25 protein-coding genes are annotated in these 26,035 nt (G+C 65.1%); 9 read left to right on the forward strand and 16 right to left on the reverse strand.

Annotated features, from left to right (window positions below):
* Positions 1–555: 555 nt before the first annotated feature.
* Together IQ25_RS08475 and IQ25_RS08480 are read right to left on the reverse strand one after the other, a co-directional pair.
* Positions 556–903, reverse strand: a complete 348-nt coding sequence (locus tag IQ25_RS08475) for an arsenate reductase (RefSeq protein WP_144904731.1) — start codon at positions 901–903, stop codon at positions 556–558.
* The gene (locus IQ25_RS08480; protein WP_144904733.1) at positions 900–1,211 is read right to left on the reverse strand and encodes an antibiotic biosynthesis monooxygenase family protein; all 312 of its coding nucleotides are present in this window, start codon (positions 1,209–1,211) and stop codon (positions 900–902) included. Before IQ25_RS08480 ends, IQ25_RS08475 begins: the two co-directional genes overlap by 4 nt.
* A gap of 75 nt (positions 1,212–1,286) precedes the next feature.
* Between IQ25_RS08480 and aroC the strand changes: the two genes are divergently transcribed.
* The gene (aroC, locus tag IQ25_RS08485) at positions 1,287–2,354 is read left to right on the forward strand and encodes a chorismate synthase (protein WP_144904735.1); all 1,068 of its coding nucleotides are present in this window, start codon (positions 1,287–1,289) and stop codon (positions 2,352–2,354) included.
* 88 nt (positions 2,355–2,442) lie between these two features.
* A complete protein-coding gene (locus tag IQ25_RS08490; RefSeq protein ID WP_144904737.1) occupies positions 2,443–3,762 on the forward strand; it encodes a dicarboxylate/amino acid:cation symporter in 1,320 nt (439 codons plus the stop codon).
* Between the two features lie 3 nt (positions 3,763–3,765).
* Here the strand turns inward: IQ25_RS08490 and IQ25_RS08495 are convergent, their stop codons facing one another.
* From IQ25_RS08495 to dapB, 3 genes are read right to left on the reverse strand one after another with little or no spacing between them, the layout of a single operon-like run.
* The gene (locus IQ25_RS08495) at positions 3,766–4,170 is read right to left on the reverse strand and encodes a DUF6491 family protein (RefSeq protein ID WP_144904739.1); all 405 of its coding nucleotides are present in this window, start codon (positions 4,168–4,170) and stop codon (positions 3,766–3,768) included.
* Positions 4,167–4,877, reverse strand: coding sequence for an endonuclease III (gene nth, locus IQ25_RS08500; RefSeq protein WP_144904741.1), 711 nt, complete (start codon positions 4,875–4,877; stop codon positions 4,167–4,169). Before nth ends, IQ25_RS08495 begins: the two co-directional genes overlap by 4 nt.
* A gap of 19 nt (positions 4,878–4,896) precedes the next feature.
* Positions 4,897–5,625: a 4-hydroxy-tetrahydrodipicolinate reductase gene (dapB, locus tag IQ25_RS08505; RefSeq protein WP_144904743.1), complete on the reverse strand. Its 729-nt coding sequence runs from the start codon at positions 5,623–5,625 to the stop codon at positions 4,897–4,899.
* Positions 5,626–5,660: 35 nt separating this feature from the next.
* Here dapB and IQ25_RS08510 point away from each other — a divergent pair, with 35 nt between their 5' ends.
* Together IQ25_RS08510 and IQ25_RS08515 are read left to right on the forward strand one after the other, a co-directional pair.
* Complete coding sequence (locus IQ25_RS08510) at positions 5,661–6,374, forward strand: NAD-dependent deacylase (protein ID WP_144905068.1); 714 nt, start codon at positions 5,661–5,663, stop codon at positions 6,372–6,374.
* Positions 6,375–6,444: 70 nt separating this feature from the next.
* The gene (locus IQ25_RS08515; protein ID WP_144904745.1) at positions 6,445–6,852 is read left to right on the forward strand and encodes an acyl-CoA thioesterase; all 408 of its coding nucleotides are present in this window, start codon (positions 6,445–6,447) and stop codon (positions 6,850–6,852) included.
* On the opposite strand, the gene IQ25_RS21480 is transcribed toward IQ25_RS08515, so the two are convergent.
* From IQ25_RS21480 to ubiG, 4 genes are all read right to left on the reverse strand, one after another.
* Positions 6,755–6,988, reverse strand: coding sequence for an SEC-C metal-binding domain-containing protein (locus tag IQ25_RS21480; RefSeq protein ID WP_221236713.1), 234 nt, complete (start codon positions 6,986–6,988; stop codon positions 6,755–6,757). The two genes, IQ25_RS08515 and IQ25_RS21480, sit on opposite strands and share 98 nt — an antisense overlap.
* A 160-nt stretch (positions 6,989–7,148) precedes the next feature.
* Positions 7,149–7,535: a hypothetical protein gene (locus tag IQ25_RS08525; protein WP_144904749.1), complete on the reverse strand. Its 387-nt coding sequence runs from the start codon at positions 7,533–7,535 to the stop codon at positions 7,149–7,151.
* Between the two features lie 223 nt (positions 7,536–7,758).
* Positions 7,759–7,941, reverse strand: a complete 183-nt coding sequence (locus IQ25_RS08530) for a hypothetical protein (protein WP_144904751.1) — start codon at positions 7,939–7,941, stop codon at positions 7,759–7,761.
* 3 nt (positions 7,942–7,944) lie between these two features.
* Positions 7,945–8,682 (reverse strand): bifunctional 2-polyprenyl-6-hydroxyphenol methylase/3-demethylubiquinol 3-O-methyltransferase UbiG, encoded by a 738-nt coding sequence (gene ubiG, locus IQ25_RS08535; protein WP_144904753.1) that lies wholly within the window; start codon positions 8,680–8,682, stop codon positions 7,945–7,947.
* Positions 8,683–8,766: 84 nt separating this feature from the next.
* Between ubiG and IQ25_RS08540 the strand changes: the two genes are divergently transcribed.
* On the forward strand, positions 8,767–10,023 hold the full coding sequence (locus IQ25_RS08540) for an aspartate kinase (RefSeq protein ID WP_144904755.1): 1,257 nt from the start codon (positions 8,767–8,769) through the stop codon (positions 10,021–10,023).
* Between the two features lie 95 nt (positions 10,024–10,118).
* On the opposite strand, the gene IQ25_RS08545 is transcribed toward IQ25_RS08540, so the two are convergent.
* Entirely contained in the window at positions 10,119–10,793 is a 675-nt protein-coding gene (locus tag IQ25_RS08545) for a pentapeptide repeat-containing protein (RefSeq protein WP_144904757.1), read from the reverse strand.
* A gap of 306 nt (positions 10,794–11,099) precedes the next feature.
* On the opposite strand from IQ25_RS08545, the gene IQ25_RS08550 reads away from it, so the two are divergent.
* Positions 11,100–12,110 (forward strand): NAD(P)H-dependent flavin oxidoreductase, encoded by a 1,011-nt coding sequence (locus IQ25_RS08550; RefSeq protein ID WP_144904759.1) that lies wholly within the window; start codon positions 11,100–11,102, stop codon positions 12,108–12,110.
* Between the two features lie 4 nt (positions 12,111–12,114).
* Positions 12,115–13,359: a TCR/Tet family MFS transporter gene (locus tag IQ25_RS08555; protein ID WP_144904761.1), complete on the forward strand. Its 1,245-nt coding sequence runs from the start codon at positions 12,115–12,117 to the stop codon at positions 13,357–13,359.
* On the opposite strand, the gene IQ25_RS08560 is transcribed toward IQ25_RS08555, so the two are convergent.
* Together IQ25_RS08560 and IQ25_RS08565 are read right to left on the reverse strand one after the other, a co-directional pair.
* Entirely contained in the window at positions 13,332–13,967 is a 636-nt protein-coding gene (locus tag IQ25_RS08560; protein WP_144904763.1) for an HNH endonuclease, read from the reverse strand. The two genes, IQ25_RS08555 and IQ25_RS08560, sit on opposite strands and share 28 nt — an antisense overlap.
* Before the next feature lie 174 nt (positions 13,968–14,141).
* Entirely contained in the window at positions 14,142–15,560 is a 1,419-nt protein-coding gene (locus tag IQ25_RS08565; RefSeq protein ID WP_144904765.1) for a M20/M25/M40 family metallo-hydrolase, read from the reverse strand.
* A gap of 181 nt (positions 15,561–15,741) precedes the next feature.
* Here IQ25_RS08565 and gyrB point away from each other — a divergent pair, with 181 nt between their 5' ends.
* Together gyrB and IQ25_RS08575 are read left to right on the forward strand one after the other, a co-directional pair.
* Positions 15,742–18,252, forward strand: a complete 2,511-nt coding sequence (gyrB, locus tag IQ25_RS08570; RefSeq protein WP_144904767.1) for a DNA topoisomerase (ATP-hydrolyzing) subunit B — start codon at positions 15,742–15,744, stop codon at positions 18,250–18,252.
* Between the two features lie 44 nt (positions 18,253–18,296).
* Positions 18,297–18,506, forward strand: coding sequence for a hypothetical protein (locus IQ25_RS08575; RefSeq protein ID WP_052242259.1), 210 nt, complete (start codon positions 18,297–18,299; stop codon positions 18,504–18,506).
* Between the two features lie 104 nt (positions 18,507–18,610).
* Here the strand turns inward: IQ25_RS08575 and IQ25_RS08580 are convergent, their stop codons facing one another.
* The 4 genes from IQ25_RS08580 to pgmG all read right to left on the reverse strand — a co-directional run bounded on the left by IQ25_RS08580 (position 18,611) and on the right by pgmG (position 26,035).
* Positions 18,611–21,040, reverse strand: a complete 2,430-nt coding sequence (locus IQ25_RS08580) for a ligase-associated DNA damage response DEXH box helicase (RefSeq protein ID WP_144905070.1) — start codon at positions 21,038–21,040, stop codon at positions 18,611–18,613.
* Positions 21,041–21,062: 22 nt separating this feature from the next.
* Entirely contained in the window at positions 21,063–22,844 is a 1,782-nt protein-coding gene (locus IQ25_RS08585) for a hypothetical protein (RefSeq protein WP_144904769.1), read from the reverse strand.
* The gene (locus IQ25_RS08590; protein WP_144904771.1) at positions 22,841–24,562 is read right to left on the reverse strand and encodes an Hsp70 family protein; all 1,722 of its coding nucleotides are present in this window, start codon (positions 24,560–24,562) and stop codon (positions 22,841–22,843) included. The genes IQ25_RS08585 and IQ25_RS08590 overlap by 4 nt, the downstream gene beginning before the upstream one ends.
* Before the next feature lie 66 nt (positions 24,563–24,628).
* Positions 24,629–26,035, reverse strand: coding sequence for a phosphoglucomutase/phosphomannomutase PgmG (gene pgmG / locus IQ25_RS08595; RefSeq protein WP_144904773.1), 1,407 nt, complete (start codon positions 26,033–26,035; stop codon positions 24,629–24,631).

Below are 26,035 nucleotides of genomic sequence, written 5' to 3' on the forward strand. Positions count from 1 at the left end.
ATGTGAAAAGACGAAGCTTTGGCAGCGGCTCGCGGGCTGCCTCGGCTTCTGGCAAGCGGCTGCGTGAAAAGAACCTGTCGTTTGTGCTGACACTGTCGCACAATCATGGCGGGTTCCGCATCCGCAGCGTCGCTCAGGGTTCGGCGCCGTGCTATCAGCCCTGGGTTGTCCTGTCTGTCCTTGGGTAACGACAGGTCTTGCCCGATGGGTCTTGGGCTTAACGCCCCACATTGAACCCGCAGCGCACCTGCCGCACCGATCGCGCCGGAGGCTTCGGCAAAAGCCTAACCCCCGAAGGGAGAGGAGCGGGATGGCCTTTTGCCCTCTCCTGACCTGTGGGCGAGGCACTTAACCTATATGGTTCGTTTTGTCAAGATGGGTTGTGATCGCAGGCGTTTGGAGCGCGACCGTCGTACTTGTCGTCGTTCCGGACTTGATCCGGGACCCCGCTCCGTCCGGGGAGGCGGCGTTGAATAAATGTGGGACCCCGGGTCAAGCCCGGAGCGACGGTGAGGTAGCCGAGGGTGCGTATGGGGCCGCGTCAGTGGATGGCGTTCAGCCTAATGCAGCCGACCATTCCGCTTCCTTGAAGCCGACGAGCAAGCCAGCGGGGTGCTCAACAATGGGCCGCTTGATGACCGAAGTGTTCTCGGCCAACACGGCGGGAGCGCCGTCTCCTGAAAGGGCCGTTTTCTGGGCATCGTCAAGCTTGCGGTAGGTCGTGCCCGCCTTGTTCACGATCTTGTCGAGTCCGGCCTTGGCGATCCAACCAGCGATCCGGGCCGGATCTGCGCCCTGTTTCTTGTAGTCATGGAAGGTGTAGGCAAGGCCCTTGGCGTCGAGCCAGGTTCGGGCCTTCTTGACCGTGTCGCAGTTGGGGATGCCGTAAAGGGTGATGCTCATGTGTCCTGCCTGTCGAAGCGGTGCACGCGGGTCGGCGTGCCGGCGAAGAGAGTGTAGTTCTCGTAGTACTCGGCGCGGCCCTTGCCCTGCATTTCGGCGTGGTGGGCCACGCGGCGCCATGCGAGGGCTGCGGCCTCATCTTCCCACTCGGACAGGGCGATCACCTCGCCATCGTCGGCAGTGTAGCTCTTGAAGCCGAGATAGCCCGGCTGCTGCGCGGCAAGCCGCTCCATCGCCTCGGCATCGGCCGAATAGGCGGCGGCATCGATATCGGCGCGCTTGCGGTTGCGGAAGACGACGAGGAACATGGGCTGTGCGATAGCGCGATGGCATGCGCGCCGAAAGGTGGACTTTTCTGCGCATCCCCGGCAAAGGCGTGGCCCATGAGCCTTAACAGCTTCGGTCACCTGTTCCGTTTCACCACCTGGGGCGAAAGCCACGGGTCGGCGATTGGCGCCGTGGTTGACGGTTGCCCTCCCGGCCTTGCCATCAGCGAGGCGCAAATCCAGCCGTTCCTTGATGCGCGCCGCCCCGGTCAGTCGCGCTTCACCACGCAGCGGCAGGAGCCGGACCAGGTCCGCATCCTGTCTGGCGTGTTCGAAGGCAAGACGACCGGAACGCCGATCAGCCTGATGATCGAAAACGTTGACCAGCGGTCCAAGGACTATGGCGATGTGGCCAAGGCCTATCGTCCCGGCCATGCCGACTATGCCTATGACGCCAAGTACGGCTTCCGCGACTATCGCGGCGGCGGTCGATCCTCGGCGCGCGAGACGGCCTCGCGCGTGGCGGCAGGCGCGGTGGCGCGTCTGGTGATCCCCGAGGTCAAGATTCTTGCCTGGGTCAGCGAGATCGGCGGCGACAGGATCGACATGGATCATTTCGATGCCGACGAGATCGGCCGCAACCCGTTCTTCTGCCCGGATTCGTGGGCAGCGGCACGCTGGGAGAAGCTGGTCGACGATGCCCGCAAATCCGGTTCGTCGCTGGGCGCAGTGGTGGAATGCGTTGCAACAGGCGTTCCGGCCGGTTGGGGCGCGCCGCTCTATGCCAAGCTCGATGCGGAACTCGCCCACGCGATGATGGGGATCAACGCGGTCAAGGGCGTGGAAATCGGCGACGGATTTGAAGCCGCGCGCAATACCGGCGAAGGCAATGCCGATCCGATGCGGCCCGGCTCTGGGGCGCCTGAGTTTCTTGCCAACCATGCGGGCGGGATCGCGGGCGGCATCTCAACCGGGCAGCCGGTGACGGTGCGCGTGGCGTTCAAACCGACATCATCGATCCTCACGCCGATGCCGACCATCACCCGAGAGGGCGAGGCCACCGAACTGTTCACCAAGGGGCGTCACGATCCCTGTGTCGGCATTCGCGGGGTTCCGGTGGTCGAGGCGATGATGGCGCTGGTGCTGGCGGACCAGAAGCTCCTGCACCGGGGTCAAGTCGGTTAAAAGCAGGGCGTTAAAAAGCGTGGGGCGGTTGAGCCGCGCCTGAAACGTCGTTAGTCTCCTATGCAACAAAATTGCGGGAGCATGTTTCTTGGCCAAGCGCCTTACCCTCTACATCGTGATCGGCATGGTGCTCGGCATTCTCGTCGGGTACGTTCTCAACACGAGCTACCCGCAGGGCGATGCGACGCTGGCGCAGATTGCTGACACGCTGAAGCTGCTGCCCGACATTTTCCTGCACCTTATCAAGATGATCATCGCGCCGCTGATTCTGGCGACGCTGGTGACCGGCATTGCCGGGATGGGCGACAGCGCGGCGCTTGGCCGCATCGGCGGGCGGGCGCTTGCGTGGTTCATCACCGCCAGCCTGATCTCGATTGGTCTGGGGCTGCTGCTGGTCAACCTGTTCAAGCCGGGCGTCGGGCTGGAATTCACCGCTGCGGGTCCGGTGGGTGATCTGGCGACGGCGGACTTCACGCTGCGCCACTTCGTCCTCGAGATTTTTCCGACCAGCGCCCTTGATGCGATGGCCAAGAACAACGTGCTGCAGATCCTCGTGTTCTCGATCTTTGCCGGCGTGGCGCTCTCGGCCATCGGCGAGACCGGCGCGCCGATCGTGCGCGGGTGCGAAGCGCTGGCGCATCTGATGCTGCAGATCACCGACTACGTGATGCGCATGGCGCCGCTGGCGGTGTTCGGCGCGCTGGCCTCGGTCATTGCAACCAAGGGCCTTGGTATCGTCGTCACCTACGGCGTGTTCGTCTCGGAGTTCTACTTCGGGCTGCTTCTGCTTTGGGTCATCCTGCTGACGCTGGGCGGCATTTTCCTCAAGGGCCGTGTTATCATGCTCGCGCGCTACATCCGCGAGCCGTTGTTGCTGGCGTTCTCGACCGCGAGCTCGGAATCCGCGCTGCCCAAGCTGTTCGAGCAGCTGGACCGCTTTGGCGTGCCGCGCCGCATTTCGGGCTTCGTGCTGCCGCTGGGCTACAGTTTCAACCTCGACGGTTCGATGATGTACACCAGCTTTGCGACGATGTTCATCGCGCAGGCCTATGGCATCGAGCTTTCGATCGGGCAGCAGATCGCCATGCTGCTGACGCTGATGGTGACTTCAAAGGGCATTGCCGGGGTGCCGCGTGCGAGCCTTGTGGTCATCGCGGCGACGCTGACGCAGTTCGGCCTGCCGCTAGAGGGCATTGCACTGCTGTTGGGCGTGGACACCTTCCTCGACATGGGGCGGACGGCCACCAACGTTGTCGGCAATGCGGTGGCGACGTCGGTCATCACCAAGTGGGAGGGCATGCTGCAGCCGCCGATGGACCCCGATGCCGAGCCGCCGCACGCGCCTGCGAACACCGTGGCAGATGGGCGCGCGGGGCTGAATCTCGATCCGATCAATTACGAGACGTAGCGGCTACTTCTCCAACTCGACCGGGGTGAATTCGCCAAGCCCGCAGGCACCCCGGTTGATCGGGCCGGGGCCGGCGGTGTTGGTGATCACCGTGATGATGTCGACGTTGCAGAGCTGGGTGAGCGAGGTCGAGTAGGAGAACGCACGTTCGAAGCCGAGGCTGAAGCAGCGGTTGGGCAAGGTGTTGCGATACCATTGGTTGCCGTTGGTGCGGAAATCGATGGTCCAGTCATCGCGCACCTGGCTTTCGCGGATGGTCTGGAGCCCGATGCAGTTGACCGGCTTGCCGACGACTTTCGCTTTCGGGATGTCGGCGCGGTGGCCGTCATTGCCCTGCTTGGCGTTGGCAGTGCATCCGGCCACGGCCAGCGTGAGGCCTGCGATCAGAAACGGAGTCATGCGCTTCATGCCTTGCTCTCCTTCCTTGTCCTGCGACTTGCGGGAGCCTTTGCCTTCCTTGCCGCCGGTGGCTTGGCTCCCTTCTCCAGAACCTTGCCCTTGAAGCTGCAAAGATCAACCACCCCACAATGCCAGCATTCGGGTGTCCGCGCCTTGCACACATAGCGTCCGTGGAGGATCAGCCAGTGGTGCGCGCCGACGCGAAACGGCTGGGGAACCTTTTTCTCCAGCCCCTTCTCAACGGCGAGCGGCGTCTTTCCCTTCGCGAGACCGGTGCGGTTGCCCACGCGGAAGATATGCGTATCGACCGCAAAGGTTTCCGCGCCGAACGCGCAGTTCATCACCACGTTTGCCGTCTTGCGCCCGACGCCGGGCAGCTCGGTTAGCAGGTCGCGGTCTGCCGGAACCTCGCCGCCGTGCTGGGTTACGAGGATTTCGGCCATGGCCATGACGTTCTTCGCCTTGGAATTGAACAGGCCGATGGTCTTGATGTGTTGCTTCAGGCCCTCCTCGCCGAGATCGAGCATGTCCTGCGGCGTCTTGACGATGGCGAACAACTTGCGCGTCGCCTTGTTGACGCCGACGTCGGTCGCCTGCGCCGAAAGGGTGACGGCGACGAGCAACTGATAGACGTTGCCGTATTCGAGTTCTGTCTCGGGCGAGGGGTTGGCCTCGGCCAGGCGGCGGAAGAATTCGAAGATGTCCGCCGTCTTCATGTCAGAGCCCCAGAACCCTTCACAAGCCAAGCACCTCGGGCATGGTGTAGCGGCCCGGCGCCTTGCCGATGATCCATTCCGCCGCGCGGATCGCGCCCTTGGCGAAGATGCCGCGGTTTTCGGCGAGATGCGAGAACGTCAGGCGTTCGTTGTCGGCGAGGAAGTGGACCGAGTGGTCGCCCGCGACCGAGCCGCCGCGCAATGCTGCAAAGCCAATGGTGCCGGCCTTGCGTGCGCCGGTGATGCCATCGCGACCGCGCACGGCTTCGTCCGCAAGATGCACGCCCCGGCCCTTCGCCGCAGCTTCACCCAGCAAAAGCGCCGTGCCCGAGGGCGCATCGACTTTCATGCGGTGGTGGGTCTCGACGATCTCGATGTCCCAGTCCTCGCCCAGACGTGACGCGGCTTCCTGAACGAGATGGGAAAGCAGGGTGACGCCCAATGAGGTGTTGCCCGTCTGCAGCACGGGAATACTGACTGCTGCCGAATCGATCAGCCAGTGGTGGCGTTCCTCGAGGCCGGTGGTGCCGATCACGATGGGCACGCCGGTGTGGATCGCGGCGTCGAGATTGAATTCGAGCGCGCCGGGGGCGGAGAAATCGACCAGCACGTCGCTTGCCTGCGCGAGCGCGAGGGGATCACCGCCCTTGTCGATCCCGCCGGCGAATTCGTGTCCGGCTGCTGTCACTGCTGCCTGCAGCGCATTGCCCATTCGTCCAGCGCTGCCGATGATTCCGATTCTGGTCATTGCCTACCCCTTGCGTCGCGTGCTTCATGGTCGCGATGAATCGTCCGCGCAATATCGTCATTCTCACCGGAGCCGGAATTTCTGCGGAGTCCGGCATCGATACCTTTCGTGGTGGGGGTGGGCTGTGGGAGCAGCACCGCGTCGAGGACGTGGCGACGCCCGAGGCTTTCGAGCGCGATCCCGATCTCGTCCTGCGCTTCTACGACATGCGGCGCGAGGCGATCCAGACGAAGGAGCCGAATGCCGCGCATCACGCGCTGGCCCGACTGGATCGGGAGTGGCCGAAGAAGGCGGGCGGCGAGGTTCTGATCGTGACGCAGAACGTCGACGACCTGCACGAGCGGGGCGGGGCATTGAACGTGCTGCACATGCATGGCGAGCATCTCAACGCCTGGTGCATGGCATGCGATGAGCGCCACCGCTGGACAGGAACGTTGATCGATCGTCCGCCGTGCCCCGCCTGCGGCGAGAGCGCCCTGCGCCCTGACGTCGTGTGGTTTGGCGAGGTGCCATACCGGATGGAGGACATCTATCAGGCGGTGTCCGGGGCCGACCTGTTCGTGTCCATCGGAACGTCAGGCGCGGTCTACCCGGCTGCCGGGCTGGTGCGATCCGCGCGGGACCTTGGCGTCCAGACGCTCGAACTCAACCTGGAACGCAGCCAGGGCTCGGCATGGTTCCACGAAACGCGGCTTGGGCCTGCGACCGAGATCGTGCCTGCATGGGTCGAGGAACTGCTTTCCAGTTAAAGTGTTGCTGGCGTGAAAAGGGTGACGCGGCGCCTGTCATTGGCGCGCGAATCATGTTACCTACATCAATGTGAGCAATGTGATCCCCCATCTCGTCCCGATTGCCGTGAAGCCCGCTGACATCGACTTCATGGGTCATGTCAACAATGCCTCGTACCTCAACTGGGTGCAGGACGCGGTGATCGATCACTGGCGCGCGCTCGCCCCTGCCGAAGCGGTGGCTGCGCACCTTTGGGTCGCACTGAAGCACGAGATCACCTACCGTCGCCCGACCTTTCTCGACGACCAGGTGATAGCTCACGTGATCCTCGAGAAAGTGCAGGGCGCGCGCGCGTTCTACGAAACGATCATCAAGCGCGGCGAGGAAGTCCTGGCCGAGGTCAAGTCCAGCTGGTGCTGCCTTGACGCCGAGACGCTGCGCCCTGCGCGACTGGCGCGCGATCTGGTCGAGAAGTTTCTTCCCGCATCCGCAGGCTGAGTGTCAGCGCCAGTAATCGCGCCGCAAGGCGCCGTCGTAACGGCCAGAGCGCAGGCAGCAGGACTTGAAACCTCTTCCCCGAACCGCAGGGGCAGGGATCCTGTCGACCGAGTCGTTCCAGCAGTTCGACGCTCATCGGATCGTCCGGGCTGCCCCTGACCGTGCGCAAGCCGCGCTTCACGCGCGTTTCGCTGGGGAAGCCCTTACGGCGCTTGGATGTCGGCTCGAAAGCAGGGCATGGTGTCGTGGTCTTTGATTTTCATGGTAACCTCCATCGTTGGAATTCTTGAGCCGCGTCAGTGGAGCTGCCGCGGCTCGGGCTTGGCAACGACCTGCCACCGATCCCGGTAGAGCAACTGGCCCGGATCGCGCGTCCACAGCCGGTGGACCAGCACGCCACACTCTTCGAGCAGGGCTGCCAGCGCATGGGCATGGCCCAGCATCTCGCGGGCATCGTCGCGAAACCAGCAGACGCCATCGGACCACCGCCGACCTTTTGCGACGACGGTGAACCGGTTCGGCACCGGTAGCCATTCATTGAACCAGTCCAGTTCGCGCCGAAGCGCGATCAGGGCAGGGGTATCCTCTTCCCGTTCCCACCACAGATCACAGGCGGTGCGGAACGGACCCGGTGCCACGCTGGCTCGCGTAACGGCACCGGGCGTCGTGAAACGCACGTACATTGGGGAATTCTCGCTCGCACGGCAGGGCGCAACCGCGCAGGCGGAGCGTCTCAACCGGTCATGTCAGGGAAATGTGAAGCGCGAAGAGTGCGCTTTTATGTCCTGCCTGGTGGCAGCATGCATGCAAACATCGGCTGCCTCCCGGCGATTGACTGCGCGGACCATCCGCAAGCAGAGCCCCGCGCAGATATCGGATTATGCAATAGCGCGCAAGAAGGCGCGCTCAGCGCAGCTTGGCGATGGAGAGGCTGTCGTTCTTGGCGCGCAGCTTTACCGATTCCTCGCTGCGGGTCAGGGCCTTGGCGATGGCCTTGAGCGCCATGCCATTGTTGGCGAGGGTGTGCAGTTTCTGGATCTCGTCCGCGGTCCAGGCCTGCTTGTGGCGTTCGAAGCGTTCGGCGGCCATGGTTCAGTCCTTCCGGGTCACGGTGGCGATGTAATTCAGCGCGAGGTCGTCCGACAGGTGCAGCCCGCGTGATACGCTCCAGGCGATGCCCATCGGATTGCCCATCTTCAGGCCTGCGGCATCGAGCAGGTCATGCAGTTCGACCGGCGTGATGAAATCGTTCCAGTGGTGGGTTCCCCGCGGCACCATGCCGAGGGTTTCAGCGCCTTCGACCAGCAGCAGGCGCGAACGCGTGGTGCGGTTGGGGGTGGAGAGGATCATCAGGCCGCCGGGCGCCAGACCTGCTTCGAGCGCGGCGATGAAAGCCGCCTTGTCGGCGACGTGTTCGATCACTTCCATCGAGGTGACCAGATCGTATCCGCCAAGCCCTAGCTGGCCGACATCACCGCAGCGATAATCGATGGCTAGGCCGGATCCTTCAGCGTGAAGTCGAGCGGCGGCAATGTTTTCCTCAGCGGCGTCGACCCCGGTCACCTCTGCACCCAAGCGCGCAAGCGGTTCGCACAGCAGCCCCGCACCGCAGCCGACATCGAGCGCCTTGCGGCCTGCCAGTGGCTTCACCCCGCGCGAATCGCTGCCGAAGTGCGCGTCGATCGCATCGCGGATGAAGCCAAGACGCACCGGGTTCAGCTTGTGCAGCATGGCCGAGGAGCCCTTCGGGTTCCACCAGTCTGCCGCCAGCTTGCCGAAGTGGGTCGCTTCTTCCGGGCGAATGGTATTCGCAGAGGTTGCATTGCTCATATCACGTCCCTAAAGCGCCCGCGCTGCAAGGTCCACCGGCCTTGCGGGCAAGATTGTTACGCGCAAGACTTCAGGAGCAAGCCCTTGGCCCGCATCGTGATGAAATTCGGCGGCACCTCGATGGCCGGAACCGAGCGCATCCGCCGCGTGGCGCGCATCGTGCAGCGCCAGCAGGCAGCGGGGCACGAGGTTGCGGTTGTCGTCTCGGCCATGGCGGGAGAAACCGACCGCCTCGTAAACTTCTGCCGCGAGGCGAACCCGCTTTATGACCCCGCCGAATACGACGTGGTCGTGGCCAGTGGCGAGCAGGTGACTTCGGGCCTTCTGGCGATGCATCTGCAGGCGCTGGGCTGCAAGGCGCGCTCATGGCTCGGCTGGCAGCTGCCGATCCACACCGACGATGCCCATTCCAAGGCGCGCATCGAAGGCATTGATGCCGAGGCGCTGCTCGCCTCGATGGCATCGGGCGAGATCGCGGTGATTCCCGGCTTCCAGGGCGTGTCCGACAAGGGCCGCATCACCACGCTGGGCCGTGGTGGCTCGGATACTTCGGCCGTGGCCGTGGCAGCCGCGGTCAAGGCCGACCGCTGCGACATCTACACCGATGTCGACGGGGTCTATACCACCGACCCGCGCATCGTCGCCAAGGCGCGCAAGCTGAAGAACGTCACCTACGAGGAAATGCTCGAGCTGGCCTCGGTCGGCTCGAAGGTGCTGCAGACCCGCTCGGTCAGCCTTGCCATGAAGGAAGGCGTGCGCGTGCAGGTGCTGTCCTCGTTCATCGATGACGATGCGCCTGCTGCCGACACGATCCCCGGAACGATGATTGTCTCTGACGAAGAGCTTGAAGGACTCGATATGGAACGCCAGCTGATCACCGGCATCGCTGCCGACAAGAACGAGGCCAAGGTCACGCTGACCCGCATCGCCGACCGCCCGGGTGCCGTCGCCGCGATCTTCGGTCCGCTGGCTGCCGCCAACATCAACGTCGACATGATCATCCAGAACATCGCCAAGGACAAGGGCGAGACCGACGTGACCTTCACGGTTCCGATCTCGGACCTCGCTCGCACCCAGGCGCTGCTGGAAGAGCGCAAGGACACGATCGGCTACTACCGCATGCTGGCCAACAGCAAGGTCGCCAAGATCAGCGTCGTCGGTGTCGGCATGCGCAGCCACGCGGGCGTTGCCGCCACGATGTTCCGCTCGCTCGCCGATCGCGGGATCAACATCCAGGCGATCACCACCAGCGAGATCAAGGTCTCGGTGCTTATCGACGAGGACGAGACCGAACTGGCCGTGCGCGTGCTGCACACCGCCTACGAGATGGACGGGGAGTAAGCTGGGGGCGCCCTCCCGCCTGCGGGAGGGGTGATACAAGGCGCAACTTAGTCCCCCTCCCGCAAGCGGGAGGGGTTAGGGGTGGGCCAGCGATATTAGCGTATCAGCAGGCCCCAGCCCGACAGCAGCTGTTCGGCCTGTTCGCGCGAGATGACCGCGCCTCTGAACACCCGCGCGTCCTCGAGCTGAAGCCCGCCGAGGTCTGCGCCGCGCAGATCGGCGCCTGCAAACTGCGCGCCGTCGAGATTGGCTTCGCGCAAGGAGCAGCCTTCGAGCACAGCGCCGCGAAAGTCTGCCTTGGTCAGGTCCGCCTGCGCCAGATCGAGGCGCACCAGCTTTTCCTTGCGGAACGACAGGCCCGGCAGGCGCGCGCCGACGAGCAGCACTTCCTCGAAGACGAAGCCCATGCCCTTGGCCATGTGCAGATCCGCACCGGTCATGCGCGTGGAGACGAAGCGGGCTGAGCCGATGTTGGCGCGGCGGAACGCAGCGTTGTTGAAGTCGCAAGCCGAGATGCGGGCTTCCTCGAGGTCTGCGCCAGTGAGGTTGGCGAAGGGGGCCTTGCAGCCGCGCCACGTGGTCCGCATCAGCTTGGTGCCCGAAAGGTCGGCGTGGCGCAGCGAGCAGCGCTCGAACGTCCAGCCCGAAAGATCCAGCTTCGATAGGTCGGCCTCATCCAGATCGCATTCGACCAGATGGTGTGCGCCCTTGCCGATGAGCTTTGCGATGTCGGATCGGCCGAGCGTCTGCCCGGAAATGCTGTTCGTCATCGCTTGCGCTTAGGCGAAAGTATCTGCAGCGCCAAAGGAAACCCCGCCCTCCGGCCCGATCCGGAGCCGAAAGGCGGGGCGCGACCCGGGCCAGTCTGGAGATTGAGACGACCGGCTCTCGGGGCTCGGTGAGTGAGGGGGAACTCACCTGATGCGATCCTTCTATCAGACCGCACCCAATCGGGAAAACGGGTTAAATTGGCCAGAGTTATCGCATCTGGCGATCAAGGCGCAAAGTCCGGCCTTGTTGCCGCCCCAAAGCCGCCCTAAAGCGCGCGCCGGACTTTCGGACGGGATTCTCCACGCATGACTGCAACACCCAAGACATCAGCCCTGATGCGCCGTGGCGCCGAGTTTCTCGGCACGGAGCACGCGATCCTGTGCGGGGCGATGAGCTGGGTGTCGGAGCGCAATCTGGTCTCGGCGATCAGCAACGCCGGGGGCTTTGGCGTGATTGCCTGCGGGGCGATGACGCCCGAACTGCTGGACAACGAGATCGCCGCGACCAGGGCGTTGACGGACAAGCCCTTCGGCGTGAACCTGATCACGATGCACCCTGCGCTGTTCGACCTGATTGCGGTCTGCGCCAGGCACAAGGTCGGCCATGTCGTGCTGGCGGGCGGCATTCCGCCCAAGGGCAGCGTCGAGGCGATCAAGGAATTCGGCGCCAAGGTGCTGGTTTTCGCGCCGACGCTGGCGCTGGCCAAGAAGCTGCTGCGCTCTGGCGCAGACGCGCTGGTGATCGAAGGTTCGGAGGCAGGCGGCCATATCGGCCCGGTTTCGACCTCGGTGCTGGCGCAGGAATTCCTCCCCGCGCTGGCTGCCGATCACGTGGTGTTCGTGGCGGGCGGCATCGGCCGGGGCGAGATGATCGCCAGCTATCTGGAGATGGGCGCGAGCGGCGTGCAGCTTGGCACCCGCTTTGCCTGTGCGACAGAATCCATTGCACATCCGGCGTTCAAGGCCGCGTTCTTCCGGGGCAATGCGCGCGATGCGGTGGCCTCGGTGCAGGTCGATCCGCGCCTGCCGGTTATCCCGGTGCGCGCGCTCAAGAACAAGGGCACCGAGGAATTCACCGCCAAGCAGGTCGAAGTCGCCAAGCGGCTGGACGAAGGCATCGTCGACATGGCGCAGGCCCAGCTCGAGATCGAGCACTTCTGGGCCGGTGCCCTCCGCCGCGCGGTGATCGACGGCGATGTCGAGCGCGGTTCGGTCATGGCTGGACAGTCGGTCGGCATGGTAAACAAGGAAGAGCCAGTGGCCGAGATCATCGTCCAGCTCATGGCCGAAAGCGAGGAAGCGCTCTCGCGGCGCTGATCGCATGGCTGCAGGGCATCGCGCCTCGTTCGGGATCGTCTTTGCGATCGTGCTGATCGACATGCTCGGCTTCGGCATCGTCACGCCGGTGCTGCCGGGGCTGATCATGTCGCTCAAGCATGTCGTCGTCGGCACGGCGGCGGGGTACGCGGGCTGGCTGGGCGCGGGCTATGCGCTGATGCAGTTCATCTTCGCGCCGGTGCTGGGCAACCTGTCGGACCGCTACGGGCGCAGGCCAATTCTTCTGGCCGCCGTGTTCGTCCTCGGGCTGGATTACCTGCTGCAGGCGATGGCCCCGAACTTCGGCTGGCTGATCGCCGGGCGGCTGATCGCAGGCGTGACCGGAGCCAGCTTCTCGCCCGCCTATGCCTATATCGCCGACGTGACGCCGCCGGAAAAGCGCGCGGCGAACTTCGGCTTGATGGGCCTGGCCTTTGGCATCGGCTTCGTCGTCGGCCCGGCACTGGGCGGACTGCTCGGCTCGATCGATGCGCGCCTGCCGTTCTACACGGCGGCAGGTCTGGCGCTGGCCAATGCTGTTTTCGGATTCATCTTCCTCAAGGAATCGCTTTCGGCCGAGAACCGTCGCCCGTTCAACTGGCGACGCGCCAATGCGCTTACCTCGCTGCGGGCGCTCAAGGGGCAGAGCCCTACTGTGCTGTGGTTCGTGGCCGCGCTCGGCACATGGCAGCTGGCGCACATCGTATATCCCGCCGTCTGGTCCTACTTCGCGATTGCCGCCTATGGCTTCAGCGTGCGGCAGGTCGGCGTGGCGCTGGCGCTGGTCGGCTTCACCAGCGCGCTGGTGCAGGGCGTGGGGCTTAGGCTGTTCCTGCCCAAGCTGGGCGAGAGACGGGCGGTGATACTTGGCGTTGCGGGCCTGTGCGTGTCGGCCGTGCTCTATTCCACCGCGCAGACGACTTGGCAGGTCTATCTCGCCATCGCAGTGGGGGCGCTGCAGGGCTTCGTGCAGTCTCCGATTGCCGCGTTCAACAGCCGTGCGGTCGATGCGCGCAGCCAGGGCGAGTTGCAGGGAGCGGTCCAGTCGATCGGCTCCATCGCCGCGATCGTCGGCCCGCCGATGTACACGCAAGTGCTCGAGCGCTTCAGTGGCCCGGGGGCAGTGCTACACCTGCCGGGGATGCCGATCCTGCTGGCGGCGGCGATTTCGGTGGTGACGCTGGCGCTGTTCCTGAAGGGTGCGTCGTTGCTGGACCGCAATCAGCTTTCCAGTTCGACATCCCAATAGAGCCAGTCGCGCCAGGTTTCGTGCAGGAAATTCGGCGGGAAGGCGCGGCCGCGTTCCTGCAACTGCCACGTTGTCGGGCGGATCGCGCGGTTCATCAGCCGCATGTGCGCCTGTTCGGGCGTGCGGCCGCCTTTCCTGAGATTGCACGGCGCGCAGGCCGCCGCGACATTCTCCCACGATGTGCGCCCGCCAAGGCGGCGGGGGACGATGTGGTCGAAGGTTAGGTTCTCATGGCAACCGCAGTACTGGCACTGGAAACGGTCGCGCAGGAACAGGTTGAAGCGGGTGAAGGCGGGATACTCGCTCGGCCGAACGTACTGGCGCAGCGCGATCACCGAGGGCAGCTTCATGCCGAAGCCGGGGCTGTGCACCTCGCGCTCGTAGGTCTCGATGATGTCGACGCGTTCGAGGAACACCGCCTTGATCGCCGTCTGCCATGACCACAGGCTGAGCGGGTAATAGCTGAGCGGCGTGTAATCGGCGTTCAGGACCAGCGCGGGGCAGTTCGCCAGATGCCGGTCATTCTGCAAAACGTCGTTGAAGGCGGTGCTATCACCGCTATTGGGCCTGGCCGAAGCCGCCCGATCGATCAGCGCCTTATGGAGCACGTCCGGATCGCTTCCCTGCAGGCAAAGGCCGAACCACACACAGAATGTGGCGCGCCTCCGCAGGGGCAGTCATGGCTGAGCCTCGTGACCGCAGTGTTACGCATGTGCACAAGAGACACCTGCGCGAGTCCGCCGTCAAGAGGCTCTCGCGCAGGGTTTCCACAGGACGTTGGTTCAGAACGCGTAAGTGCGCACCAGTTCGTTCAGTAGATCGCGTCCGGTCATCGCGGACCTGACGGCAAGACGCTCGTTTAGGCCGTGGGTGCCGTTGCCATCGGGATCGCCGAACAGGCCCGGCGGGCCATAGCTCGGGATGCCGATGGCGCCGAGGAACACGCCGTCGGTGGCGCCTGTCGACATCATCGGCACCATGGGTACGCCGGGATAATACTTGGCAACCAGCTTTTCGGCTGGGCCAAGGATCTTCGGATCTAGCGGCGGTGCAACCGCATCCGGCCCGCGATTGTCGGTACGGGCCACGGTCATGCGCGGATCGGCGATGACCTCCTCGAGCGTCTTGCGCACTGCTTCAGCCGAAACGCCCGGGAAAATGCGGCAGTTGATATTGCTGCCTGCGCGCTGGGGCAGGGCGTTGTTGGCGTGGCCGCCATCGAGCAGGGTGGCGACGCAGGTCGTGCGCAGCATCGAATGGAACGAGCGGTCGGTGTTGAGCAGGGCCTCGGCGGCCTTGTCATCCGGGTTGGCGGCGATGGTGACCATGGCCTTGCCCATGTCGTCCGCGCGTGCCGCTCCGGCCTTGGAAAAGAAGGCGCGGGTCGTATCGTTGAGCATCAGCGGGAATTCGAAATTGCGGATGCGTACGAGCGCGTCGGCCAGTTCGTAGATGGCATTGTCGCGCACCGGAGCCGAGCTGTGCCCACCGGGGTTGGTCGCCTCGATGCGGTAGTTGACCGGCGTCTTCTCGCCCACGTGGATGGTCTGGACGACAACCTTGCCGCCCTGATCGAGGCGTTTGTCGGTCCGGCCCGAGCCGCCTTCGTTCAGCGCGAATTCGGCGGCGATGAGGTCTTTGCGGTTCTCGGTCAGCCACTTGACGCCGTTGAACGCCGTGCTGGTTTCCTCGCCGCAGGTCAGCGCCAGCTTGAGCGTCCGCTTCGGCTTCTGCCCTGCCTTGCGCAAGTTCATGAACATGTCGACCCAGATCGCGTCCATCGCCTTCATGTCGGCCACGCCGCGCCCGTAGAAGTAGCCGCCTTCCTCGATGAAGGTGTAGGGATCGCGGGTCCAGTCCTCACGCTTGGCGACGACGACATCAAGGTGGCCGAGCAGCAGGATCGGCTTGGCCGTCTTCGAAGTGCCCGGCAGGATCGCCACGATCCCGCCTTCCTTCGGCGCTTCTGGCACGGCAAAGCGATGAATCTCGGCGTCGGTGAAGCCGGCCTTGCGCAAGTGGCCTTCGATCTTGTCGGCAAGAGCGGTGCAGCTTCCGGTGGTGATCGAGGTGTCGGTCTCGACCATTTCCTTGAGCAGATCGCGATAGGCCAGCTGATCGGGACGGAGCGGGCTTTCGGCGGCCGACGCGGGGGCGGAAAGCAGGCTGGTAGCGACCCCGAGGGCGAAAATCTTGCGCATGGCGGAACCCCTGTTTGCAGGGCAGCGGACGGCCCCGAAAGAGGCATATCAGCAAGATTGCGCGCCCTTGCCTACAGCCTTGTGCCGTGCTCGCTCCGAAGTCGACGATTTCAGGCCCGTCGCTGTGTAAAACAAGGCGGATTCGCTTGGGTTTTTGCCCTTTCGTGCCTATGTGCAAACTATGGCCAGCACCAACGAAAACACACCGAACACCAACGCCTATGGCGCCGATTCCATCAAGGTTTTGAAGGGCCTCGACGCGGTCCGCAAGCGCCCCGGCATGTACATCGGCGATACCGACGACGGATCGGGCCTCCATCACATGGTGTTCGAGGTTTCGGATAACGCGATCGACGAGGCGCTGGCCGGGCACTGCGATCTGGTGCTGATCGAACTGAACCCCGATGGTTCGGTCTCGGTCGAAGACAACGGCCGCGGCATCCCGACCGATATTCACACCGAAGAGGGCGTCTCGGCAGCCGAAGTGATCATGACCCAGCTCCACGCGGGCGGGAAGTTCGAGAACACCTCGGACGACAACGCTTACAAGGTTTCGGGCGGTCTCCACGGCGTCGGCGTCTCGGTGGTCAACGCCCTGTCGGAATGGCTGGAGCTGACCATCTGGCGCGACGGCAAGGAGCACTGGATGAAGTTCGCGCACGGCGATGCCGTCGCGCCGCTCGAAGTGCGCGGGCCCGCTCCTGAAGGCAAGAAGGGCACCCGCGTGACCTTCCAGGCCAGCCACGAGACCTTCAAGAACGTGCTCGAGTTCGATTTCGACAAGCTAGAGCACCGCTACCGCGAACTCGCTTTCCTCAACTCGGGCGTACGCATCCTGCTGCGCGACAAGCGCCACGAGGAGGTCAAGGAGCACGATCTCTATTACGTTGGCGGCATCGCGGCCTTCGTGAAATACCTCGATCGCAACAAGCAGGCCCTGATGCCCGAGCCGGTGGCGATCTCGGCCAACCGCGATGGCATCGGCATCGACGTCGCGCTGGAATGGAACGACAGCTACTACGAAAACGTGCTGTGCTTCACCAACAACATCCCGCAGCGCGATGGCGGCACGCACCTCGCGGCCTTCCGCGCGGCGCTGACCCGCACGCTGAACGGCTATGCCGAGCGTTCGGGCATGCTCAAGAAGGAGAAGGTCACCCTTACCGGCGACGACATGCGCGAGGGGCTGACCGCCATCGTTTCGGTCAAGCTGCCCGACCCCAAGTTCTCCTCCCAGACCAAGGACAAGCTGGTTTCCTCCGAAGTGCGCCAGCCGCTCGAAAGCCTGATGGCCGACAAGATGGCTGAATGGCTCGAGGAAAATCCCGCGCACGGCAAGGCGATCATCCAGAAGGTGATCGATGCCGCCGCCGCGCGTGAAGCGGCCAAGCGCGCCCGCGAACTGACCCGCCGCAAGGGGGCGATGGACATCGCCTCGCTGCCGGGCAAGCTCGCCGACTGCCAGGAACGCGATCCCGCCAAGTGCGAACTGTTCCTGGTCGAGGGTGACTCGGCAGGCGGCTCTGCCAAGCAGGGACGTGACCGCAAGACGCAGGCGATCCTGCCCTTGAAGGGCAAGATCCTCAACGTCGAGCGCGCCCGGTTTGACCGTATCATCGGTTCGAAGGAAGTCGGCACGCTGATTCAGGCGATGGGCACGGGCCTGCGTGACGAATTCAACCTCGACAAGCTGCGCTATCACAAGATCGTGATTATGACCGACGCCGACGTCGACGGTGCACACATCCGCACGCTGCTGCTGACGTTCTTCCATCGGCAGATGCCCGACATCATCAAGGCGGGCCATCTCTTCATCGCCCAGCCGCCGCTCTACAAGGTCGCCAAGGGCCGCAGCGAAGTCTATCTCAAGGACAACGCCGCGCTCGATCGCTACCTCGTCGAAGCCGGACTTTCAGGGCGCGTGCTGGAAACCACCGGTGGTGCGCGCAGTGGTCCCGATCTCGAAGCACTGGTCGAACACGCTTTGCGCCTGCGCAACCTGATGGCCTTCGTGCCTCGGCGCTACAACACCGCGATCATCGAGGCGCTGGCACTGTCGGGCTCGCTCGAACACGCCATTGCCGGGGCCGAGCGCGATGCGGCGCTGGTCCGCGCGGCCGACTGGCTGAACCGTGGCGATGGCGAAGCGCGCTGGACGGTCGAGCTTGCCGAAGAGGGCGGCTATCACGTCAAGCGCGTGTGGCGCGGGGTGACCGACCATCACGTGATCGAAGCCGGGTTCCTCGTCAGCGCCGAAGCGCGCAAGCTGGCGCGGCTCGCGGCCGAAAACGCCGAAGTCTATGCCGGCATGGCCCGTCTGGTTCGCGCCAGCACGGCGCCGGTCGAGGCCGAACCTGCGGTCGTGGCTGAAGGTGACGACGAAGCCCCCGCAACTGCTCCTGCCGCCAAGGTCAAGGACGCGATCACGCGGCCTTCGGAACTGCTCGACGCAGTCTTTGCCGGTGGCCGCAAGGGTCTGTCGATCCAGCGCTACAAGGGCCTTGGCGAAATGAACGCCGAGCAGCTGTGGGAGACCACGCTCGATCCCGACAACCGCTCGCTCCTGCAGGTGAAGGTCGAGGACGCCGACGTGACCGACGAGATCTTCACCCGCCTGATGGGCGACATCGTCGAACCGCGCCGCGAATTCATTCAGGAAAATGCGCTGAACGTGGCGAATCTGGACGTCTGATCGTGGCCTTCACCGACGATATTCCGTGGGACCAGCCCGCCACGATGATCGACCTCGAAGGCCGCGCGCCAATCATCGGCACGATCCGCGACTGCGCTCTGCACTATGGGCTCTACAAGCCCCATGCACGCGACAACGCACGCGTGCTGCTGACCAAGCCGATCCATCGCGAGGGTCGGGCGACGCGGACGTGGCTGCTCGATCCATCGGAGATTGCGGAACTGGCCGACCGGCTGGCGCGCGAGACGAACTGACCCCCAGCTTTTGACCGTCACCCCGGCGAAGGCCGGGGCCATGGACTCTCGTTACAGGTCATGGATCCCGGCCTTCGCCGGGATGACGGAAATGTGAGATGGTGTTAGTCCGCCCGCATCGCCGCCGCAGCCAGACTCTCGGCTTCTACCAGCAGTTCGTCATCCGCAGCGCCCGCAGGCGTCGTCTCGCGGCCGATCATCACCAGCACCGGCACCGCCAGCGGGCTGACGCGGTCGAGTTCGACGTGGACCAGCTGGCCCGCGGCGCGGTCGAGCAAATCCCCTAGCCGCCCCACATCGGTCATCCGCGCCCGCGCATCGGCCCAGGCGGCCTCGAGCAGCAGGTGGTCGGGCTCGTACTTGCGCAATACGTCGTAGATCAGGTCGGTCGAGAACGTCACCTGCTTGCCCGACTTGCGCTTGCCCGGATGCTGGCGCTCGACCAGCCCGGAGATCACCGCAACTTCGCGAAAGGCGCGGCGCAGGAGGTGCGATTCCTGCACCCATTCCACGAACTCGTGCGCAAGGATATCGGGCGAGAGCAGCGGTGCTGGATCGAGCACGGGCCGCGCTCCCCATACTGCCAGGGAGTAGTCGTTGGCGACAAAGCCCAGCGGCATCAGCCCGCGCTCGTTCATGCGGCGCGTGATGAGCATGCCGAGCGACTGGTTGGCGTTCCAGCCTTCGAAGGTGTAATAGACGGTGTAGTGCTTGTTCTGGTGCGGAAAACTCTCCGCCAGCAGCATGCCCGGCCCCGGCAATCTGCTGCGCCAGTCCTGCATTTCCAGCCATTCGCGCACGTCGTCGGGAAAGCGCGACCAACCTGCGCGGTCCACAAGCAGGCCCCGCACACGGTCGGAGAGGTGCGTTGTCAGGGGCAGGCGTGCGCCCATGTAGCTGGGGATCTGGCCGGGCTTCTTCGCCGCGCGCACGATCAATTCGAGATCGCGCACGCCCTCGACTTCCAGGTCCATGCCGGCAAAGCGGATCGTGTCGCCGGGGGAGAGCGTCGCGCCGAAGCTTTCCTCCACCTTGCCCAGCGAGCGTCCGTTGCGGAAGCGCACTTCCAGCATCTCGGAATCGACGATGATCCCTGCGTTGAGCCGATGCCGCGCGGCATGCTCGGGATGGGTCAGACGCCATGTACCGTTGCGGTCGCGCACGATGCGCTTGAACCGGTCGTAAGCGCGCAGAGCGTAGCCGCCCGTCGCCACGAACGCCAAAACCCGCTGCCACTGCGCCGCGTCAATCCAGCGATAGGGATGGGCCGACCGCACCTCCGCATAGAGCGCCGTCTCGTCGAACGGCCCGGCGCAAGCGCAGGCCATCACATGCTGCGCCAGCACGTCGAGCCCGCCGGGGCGGAAGTCCTCGCCATCGCGGCGGCCTTCGTGGACCGCTTCCTGCGCGGCGAAGGCTTCGAGAAACTCGAAGCGGTTGCCCGGCGCGAGAAGTGCGCGGCTCGGGCAATCGAGGCGGTGGTTGGCGCGGCCGATGCGCTGGAGCAGGCGCGATGAGCCCTTGGGCGCGCCCATCTGGACGACAAGGTCGATGTCGCCCCAGTCCACGCCAAGATCGAGGCTGGCAGTGCAGACCAGCGCGCGCAGCTCGCCCCGCGCCATCGCGCCTTCCACCTTGCGCCGCGCCTCCTTGGACAGCGAGCCGTGGTGGATGCCGATCGGCAACTTGTCGTCGTTCACGTCCCACAACAGCTGGAAGATGTACTCGGCGAGGAAGCGCGTGTTGGTGAAGATCAGCGTGGTCTTGTTGCGGCGGATTTCGTCATAGAGCTGCGGCACGGCCCATGCCGCCGCGTGACCGCCCCACGGCACGCGCTGGTCCTCGGGGTTCATGATCGAAAGCTCGGGCCTGGCGCCTTCCTCGCCCTCGACCAGCCGCACCGAAGCGGCATCGCCATCGGGCGCGAGCCAGGCGCAGAAGTCCTGCGGATCGGCCACTGTCGCCGAAAGTGCCACACGCCGCATGCCCGGTGCCAGCGCCTGCAACCGCGCCAGCGACAGCGCCAGCAGATCGCCGCGCTTGCCGGTGGCGAAGGCATGGACCTCGTCCACGATCACCCGCTTCAAACCGGCGAACATCGTCGCAGCTTCGGGATAGCTCAGCAGCAGCGAGAGCGATTCGGGCGTGGTCAGCAGGACGTGCGGGGGCTTTGCGCGCTGGCGCGCCTTGCGATCGGACGGCGTATCGCCGCTGCGTGTCTCCACCCGCACGTTCAGGCCGATATCGCCGATGGGCGTGAGCAGGTTGCGCTGCACGTCATGCGCCAAGGCTTTGAGCGGCGAGACGTAGAGCGTGTGCAGGCCGTCGCCGGGAGGATTGTCGCCAGCAAAGTCCGCCAGAGTCGGCAGGAAGCCGGCGAGCGTCTTGCCCGCGCCGGTATCGGCCACCAGTAGCGCGTGCTGCCCCGCCCGCGCCGCCTCCAGCATTTCGCTCTGATGCCGCCGCACGCGCCACCCGCGCGCGGTAAACCAGTCGGTGATGGAGGAGGCCAGAATGTCGGACGAGGGCGTCATTGCCCTCAAGATAGGGACGGTCTCACAGAACCGAAAGGATCGCCTCGCGCTCCTTGGCCGATCCCTTCCAAGCCAGAGTGGCGTCAATCAGGGTTATGGTCACGGCGCACTGGTCGGCATCGGACCCCTTGTTGCCCATCGCCTGGCTGACGCGCTTGTCCGGAAGGCCGGTGGCGGTCATGACCTTCTCGACCAGCGGCCCCGGCACGCTGGCCGTGCCGGGCGCGATCCGCTGCGGCGGCCCCAACTGGCGTGCATCCAGCATGCGCGTGGCCAGATCGCGCTCGCGCAGTTGCAGCGCCACGGGGATCGAGACTTCGGGCGCCAGTCTGCGCGTGCGCACGTAGGCCATGCACTGCGCCGCACCAGACTTGCGCGCCGCGCGCAGGATGTCTGCGCGGATGCGCTGGACGTCTGACAGCAACTGGCCCTTCTGGACCAGCGCGGTCATGTACATGCGCTCGCGCACCAGATCGTGGACCTTTGCGACATAGACCTCGTCACTGCTGCCGTCGCTGCGTGCGATGGTGCGGTTGGCGCTGAACAGCGCGGCGAGATCGGGCTGGAGCGACTGCAGCCCGTCGAAGGTGATCTCCGGCCCGAACACCGTGGTCACCGCGCGATTGATGATCTCCTGCTCGCGCGCCGTTTCGGCGGACGAAAGCTCTATCGGCGGCACCGGCGGTGGCGCTGACTGCCGATCATTGTCGCTGAAGGCAAATCGCGCGACCTGGATCAGCAGGATGACGGCAAAGGCGATCAGCCGCCCGTTGCTGAACCAGCCCTGCCCGACATCGCTGCCTGACGGCTTCTCCCACAGCGCAACCCGCCAGGGATCGAAGTGGTGTTCCAGTTCAGGGAAGTTGCGCCGCACCCCCTCGAGCAACTGGTCGACTTCCGCACGCTTGACGAACCAGCCCTTGCGGCTTCCCTGCTGGGCGGGCGTGGTCAGTTCCTTCCACGCCTTGTGCAGCGGGTGCTTGGGGTCCTCCACCTTCTCGCGGAAGCGCAGGCCGCGCAGGCGGGCGTTGAGGAATGCGACGGCAGGCCGCTCGGAAACCTGCCCACGCTCGCTCTCCCAGCCGAAAAGCGCGGCGGCGGGTTCGAGCAGCGGGGCCGAACGTGGCCATGCATCGGCAAGGATGCGCGCCAGCCAGTTGTCGATTTCGTCGAAGCCGGTCACGCTGACCGTTTCGGCATGTCGCAGCACGGCCTTGAGATGGCCAAGCGCCATAGCCTCTTCCCACCCCTCGAGCGGGGGAAGCTCGTCGTCCTGGGCTTCGGGCAGAAGCAGGCGATAGAGCGCCTGTTCGTGTGCCCATGCCGGCATGACCGCATCCGACGTTGCCTCGAGGCCCAGCAGCACGGGGCGCGCAAACGGATCGCGCGCCACGGCGATGGCCTGATCCGCCGGAGCCTGTGCCGCCGAAAAACCGCTGACCACATCAAGCTTGGGAGCAGCGCCGCCCAGCCGCGTCGTCAGGCTCGGGTCGGATTCGCCCTTGGCCTCGGGTGCGGCATAGAGCCAGCTGGAAGGCTCGGGGTCCGGCTCGGTAGAGGCTTCGGGTTCCTCTAGCGGGGTCACGCCCGCGAAAGGATCGAACTCCTCCTCGGCTGCGGGCTTGGCGGCCTGCATCCTTGCCCAGCGCAGCGCCGCGTCGCGCGCCTCGCGCAGCCGGGCATAGCCAGCGACGTCCTTGTCGACATCCATCGCCTTGAGCCGATCGGCATAGGCGCGACGGATCGCCGCCACTTCCGGCGTCTTGGCAATCCCGAGGACTTTCCAGGCCTGCGTTGGCGTCAAAGCGGCGGGTTCGCTTCGAGCATGTCGAGCAGTTCGGTGAGCCCTGCCGCTGCATCGGCAATCCGGCGCGGGTCCTGGCTGTCGAGCGCGGCGACGAACATGCGCGTCCTGTCACCCACGTGGGCGCGAATGTCGCCGAGGAACTCCTCGTAGCAGCGCTCCGCCCGTGCCAGCAGAGCCTGATTGCCCGCTTCCTCGCGCGGGTGATGCTTGAGTGCGGCCAGCGCCTTGCGCCGCGATTCAAGATCGTTCGCGGCCCGGCGATCCTCCTCGTCGATGATCACCAGATTGTGCTTCGCGCCGGTCAGCGGCACTTCGACGTCGACTTCGAGCAGGCCCGAACTGTCGTAGGAAAAGCGCACGTCGATCGACACTTCGCCTGCGGGGCGCGGCGGCACCGGCACCTTGAGCTGGCCGAGGTGGACGTTGCCCGAGACCTCGCGCGCCTCGCCCTGATAGATTTTCACCTCGATCTGCTTCTGGTTGTCGGAGATCGTGCTGTAGAGGCCCGAGCGGCTGACTGGCACCGGGGTATTGCGCTCGATGATCGGCGAGAACAGGCCCTGCTGCACCGTGCCGCGCGCCGAATGTTCCGCGGTTTCTATGCCAAGCGTGAACGGGCAGACGTCGGTGATGCGGATTTCCTCGAGCCCGCCGTCGCGCGCGATCAGCCCACCCTGAATCGCCGCGCCCAGCGCCACGGCGTGGTCAGGGTGGACCGAGGAATTGGGAAATCGCCCGAACAGGCGGGTGATCGCCTTGCGCACCACCGGCATCCGCGTGGCGCCACCGACGAGCACGACTTCGCTCAGGCTTGCGGCATCGATCTGGCTGTCGCGCAGCGCGCGCACCACCGGATCGCGCAAGCGCTTGATCAGCCCCTCTGCCTGCGCTTCGAATTCGCTGGTAGTTACAGTGGTCGAAAGCCGCCGGTCCTCCACGGTCAGCGCGAATTCGGTCTCCTGCGCCTCGCTCAGCGCGCGCTTGGCCTTTTCGGCAGCCTGCAGCAGCAGGGCCTGCGCGCGTTGATCGCCGAGCTTGCCAAGCAGACCGTCAGGATCGAGCCGCCCGCGCACCGCCGTTGCCAGCGCGGTGTTGAAATCGTCTCCGCCCAGCCGGTTGTCGCCAGCAGAGGCGCGTACCTCGACGATGCCCTCGAACATCTCGACGATCGAGACATCGAACGTGCCACCGCCAAGGTCGAAGACCAGGAACGGTTCGCGCTCCTCCTTGTCCTGAAGCCCGAAGGCGAGCGCGGCGGCGGTGGGTTCGTTGATAAGGCGGCGGACGGTGAGCCCCGCCAGTTCGCCCGCGCGCCGGGTGGCCTTGCGCTGGCGGTCGTTGAAATAGGCAGGGACCGTGATCACCGCCTCGGTCGGGCGCGTGCCGGTCAGCGCGGTCACGTCGTCGCGCAGCGCCATCAGGACCAGCGCGGAAAGGTCCTCGGCGGAAAACTCCTTCTTGCCCAGCTTCACCTTGCGGTCGGTGCCCATGAAGCGCTTGAAGCTGGTGGCGGTTGCCCCGTCCTTGAGGCCCACACGCTCGAGCGCGGCCGCGCCGACCAGCGTCGTTCCATCCGGCAGGACCGATACGGCCGAAGGCGTCAGCAGCGCGCCCAGCGCATTGGGCACCAGCTGCGCCTGTCCCCCGCCATTGTCGTCTGCCTGCCACAGGGCCACCGCGCTGTTGGTGGTCCCCAGATCGATCCCGATGAGCATTCGTCTTCCCGTTCTGGTCAAGCGGCGTGATGCGACAGGCCTTGCGCGCTTGGCAAGCGCAAAGCATCAGTCCGGGCGCGACAATCCTACGGACTTCAGCCGAGCATCGACTTCGGCCATGAGCCGGTCCAGTCCGCCCGCATCACGGGCCTCGGCGCGCACCACCAGCACGTCCTCGGTGTTTGAGGATCGCAGCAGCCACCAGCCGTCGGGCGTGTCCACGCGCACCCCGTCGGTATCGTTGACCTGCCTCCCTTCAGCCTTGAGCGCCGCCAATACTTCGCTGACTGCAGCCACCTTGCGCTCACGCGGCACGGCAAAGCGCAGTTCGGGCGTGGCGACCATTTCCGGCATTGCATCGCGCAAGGTGGCAAGCGACTGCCCGATCCGGATCGTTGCCGCTATCAGCCGGACTGCGGCGTAGAGCGCGTCGTCATATCCGAAGTACTTGTCGGCAAAGAACACGTGGCCGCTCATCTCTCCGGCGAGCGGCGCACCTGTCTCCTTCATTTTGGACTTGATCGGCGAGTGCCCGGTCTTCCACATCAGCGGCACGCCGCCGAGCGCGGCGATCCGCTCGAACAGGGTCGAGCTGGCCTTCACATCCGCGATTATCGTTGAGTTTGGCTGATCGTGCAGCAGGTCCTGCGCATAGACTGCCAGCAGCTGGTCCGCCCACACAACCCGGCCCTTGCCGTCGACAGCCCCGATCCGGTCGCCATCGCCATCGAAGGCAAGTCCGAAATCGAGCCTTCGCGCCACGACAGCCGCCCTCAGATCGGCGAGATTGGCTTCGATAGTCGGATCAGGATGATGGTTGGGAAAATGGCCGTCCACGCTCGTGTGAAGAAGGGCATGCCGTCCAGGCAGTCGCGCCGTAAGCGCCTCGATGACGGGGCCCGCAGCGCCGTTGCCGGCATCCCAGCCGATGCTCAGGCGGTCGAGAGCAACCTGGTCGATCCCCTCGAGGGCGCCGAGCAGGCAATCGACATAGGCTCCGGCAATGTCGGCGTTTTGGACGCTGCCCCGGCCAGACGCCCACTGTCCTTCACAAGCGATGCGCCCGAGATACTCTATGTCCCCGCCAAAGAACGGCGCACCTTCAAGTACCATCTTGAAGCCATTGTGATTGGCGGGATTGTGGCTGCCGGTTACGTGAATGCCGCCCTGCACCTCTGGGGTTAAGGCGCCCGCGGCAGGAGTCGCTGCAAAGTAGAGCATCGGGCTTGGGCCAAGTCCGATTCGCACCACGTCCACACCGCTTGCGGTTATCCCTTCGACCAGTGCGTGTTCGAGCACGGGGGAACTGATCCTTCCGTCGTAACCCACCGCCACGCGGCTGCCGCCACGCGAACGAACGACCGAACCGAAGCTGCGCCCGACCGCGCGCGCGTCGTCCGCGCTCAGCGTTTCGCCGAATACGCCGCGAATGTCGTACTCGCGCAGGATCGAAGGGTGGAAGTCGTGGGCCAT

Origin of the sequence: Novosphingobium taihuense (genome assembly GCF_007830315.1) — a bacterium.
In the GTDB taxonomy this organism is placed as follows: domain Bacteria; phylum Pseudomonadota; class Alphaproteobacteria; order Sphingomonadales; family Sphingomonadaceae; genus Novosphingobium; species Novosphingobium taihuense.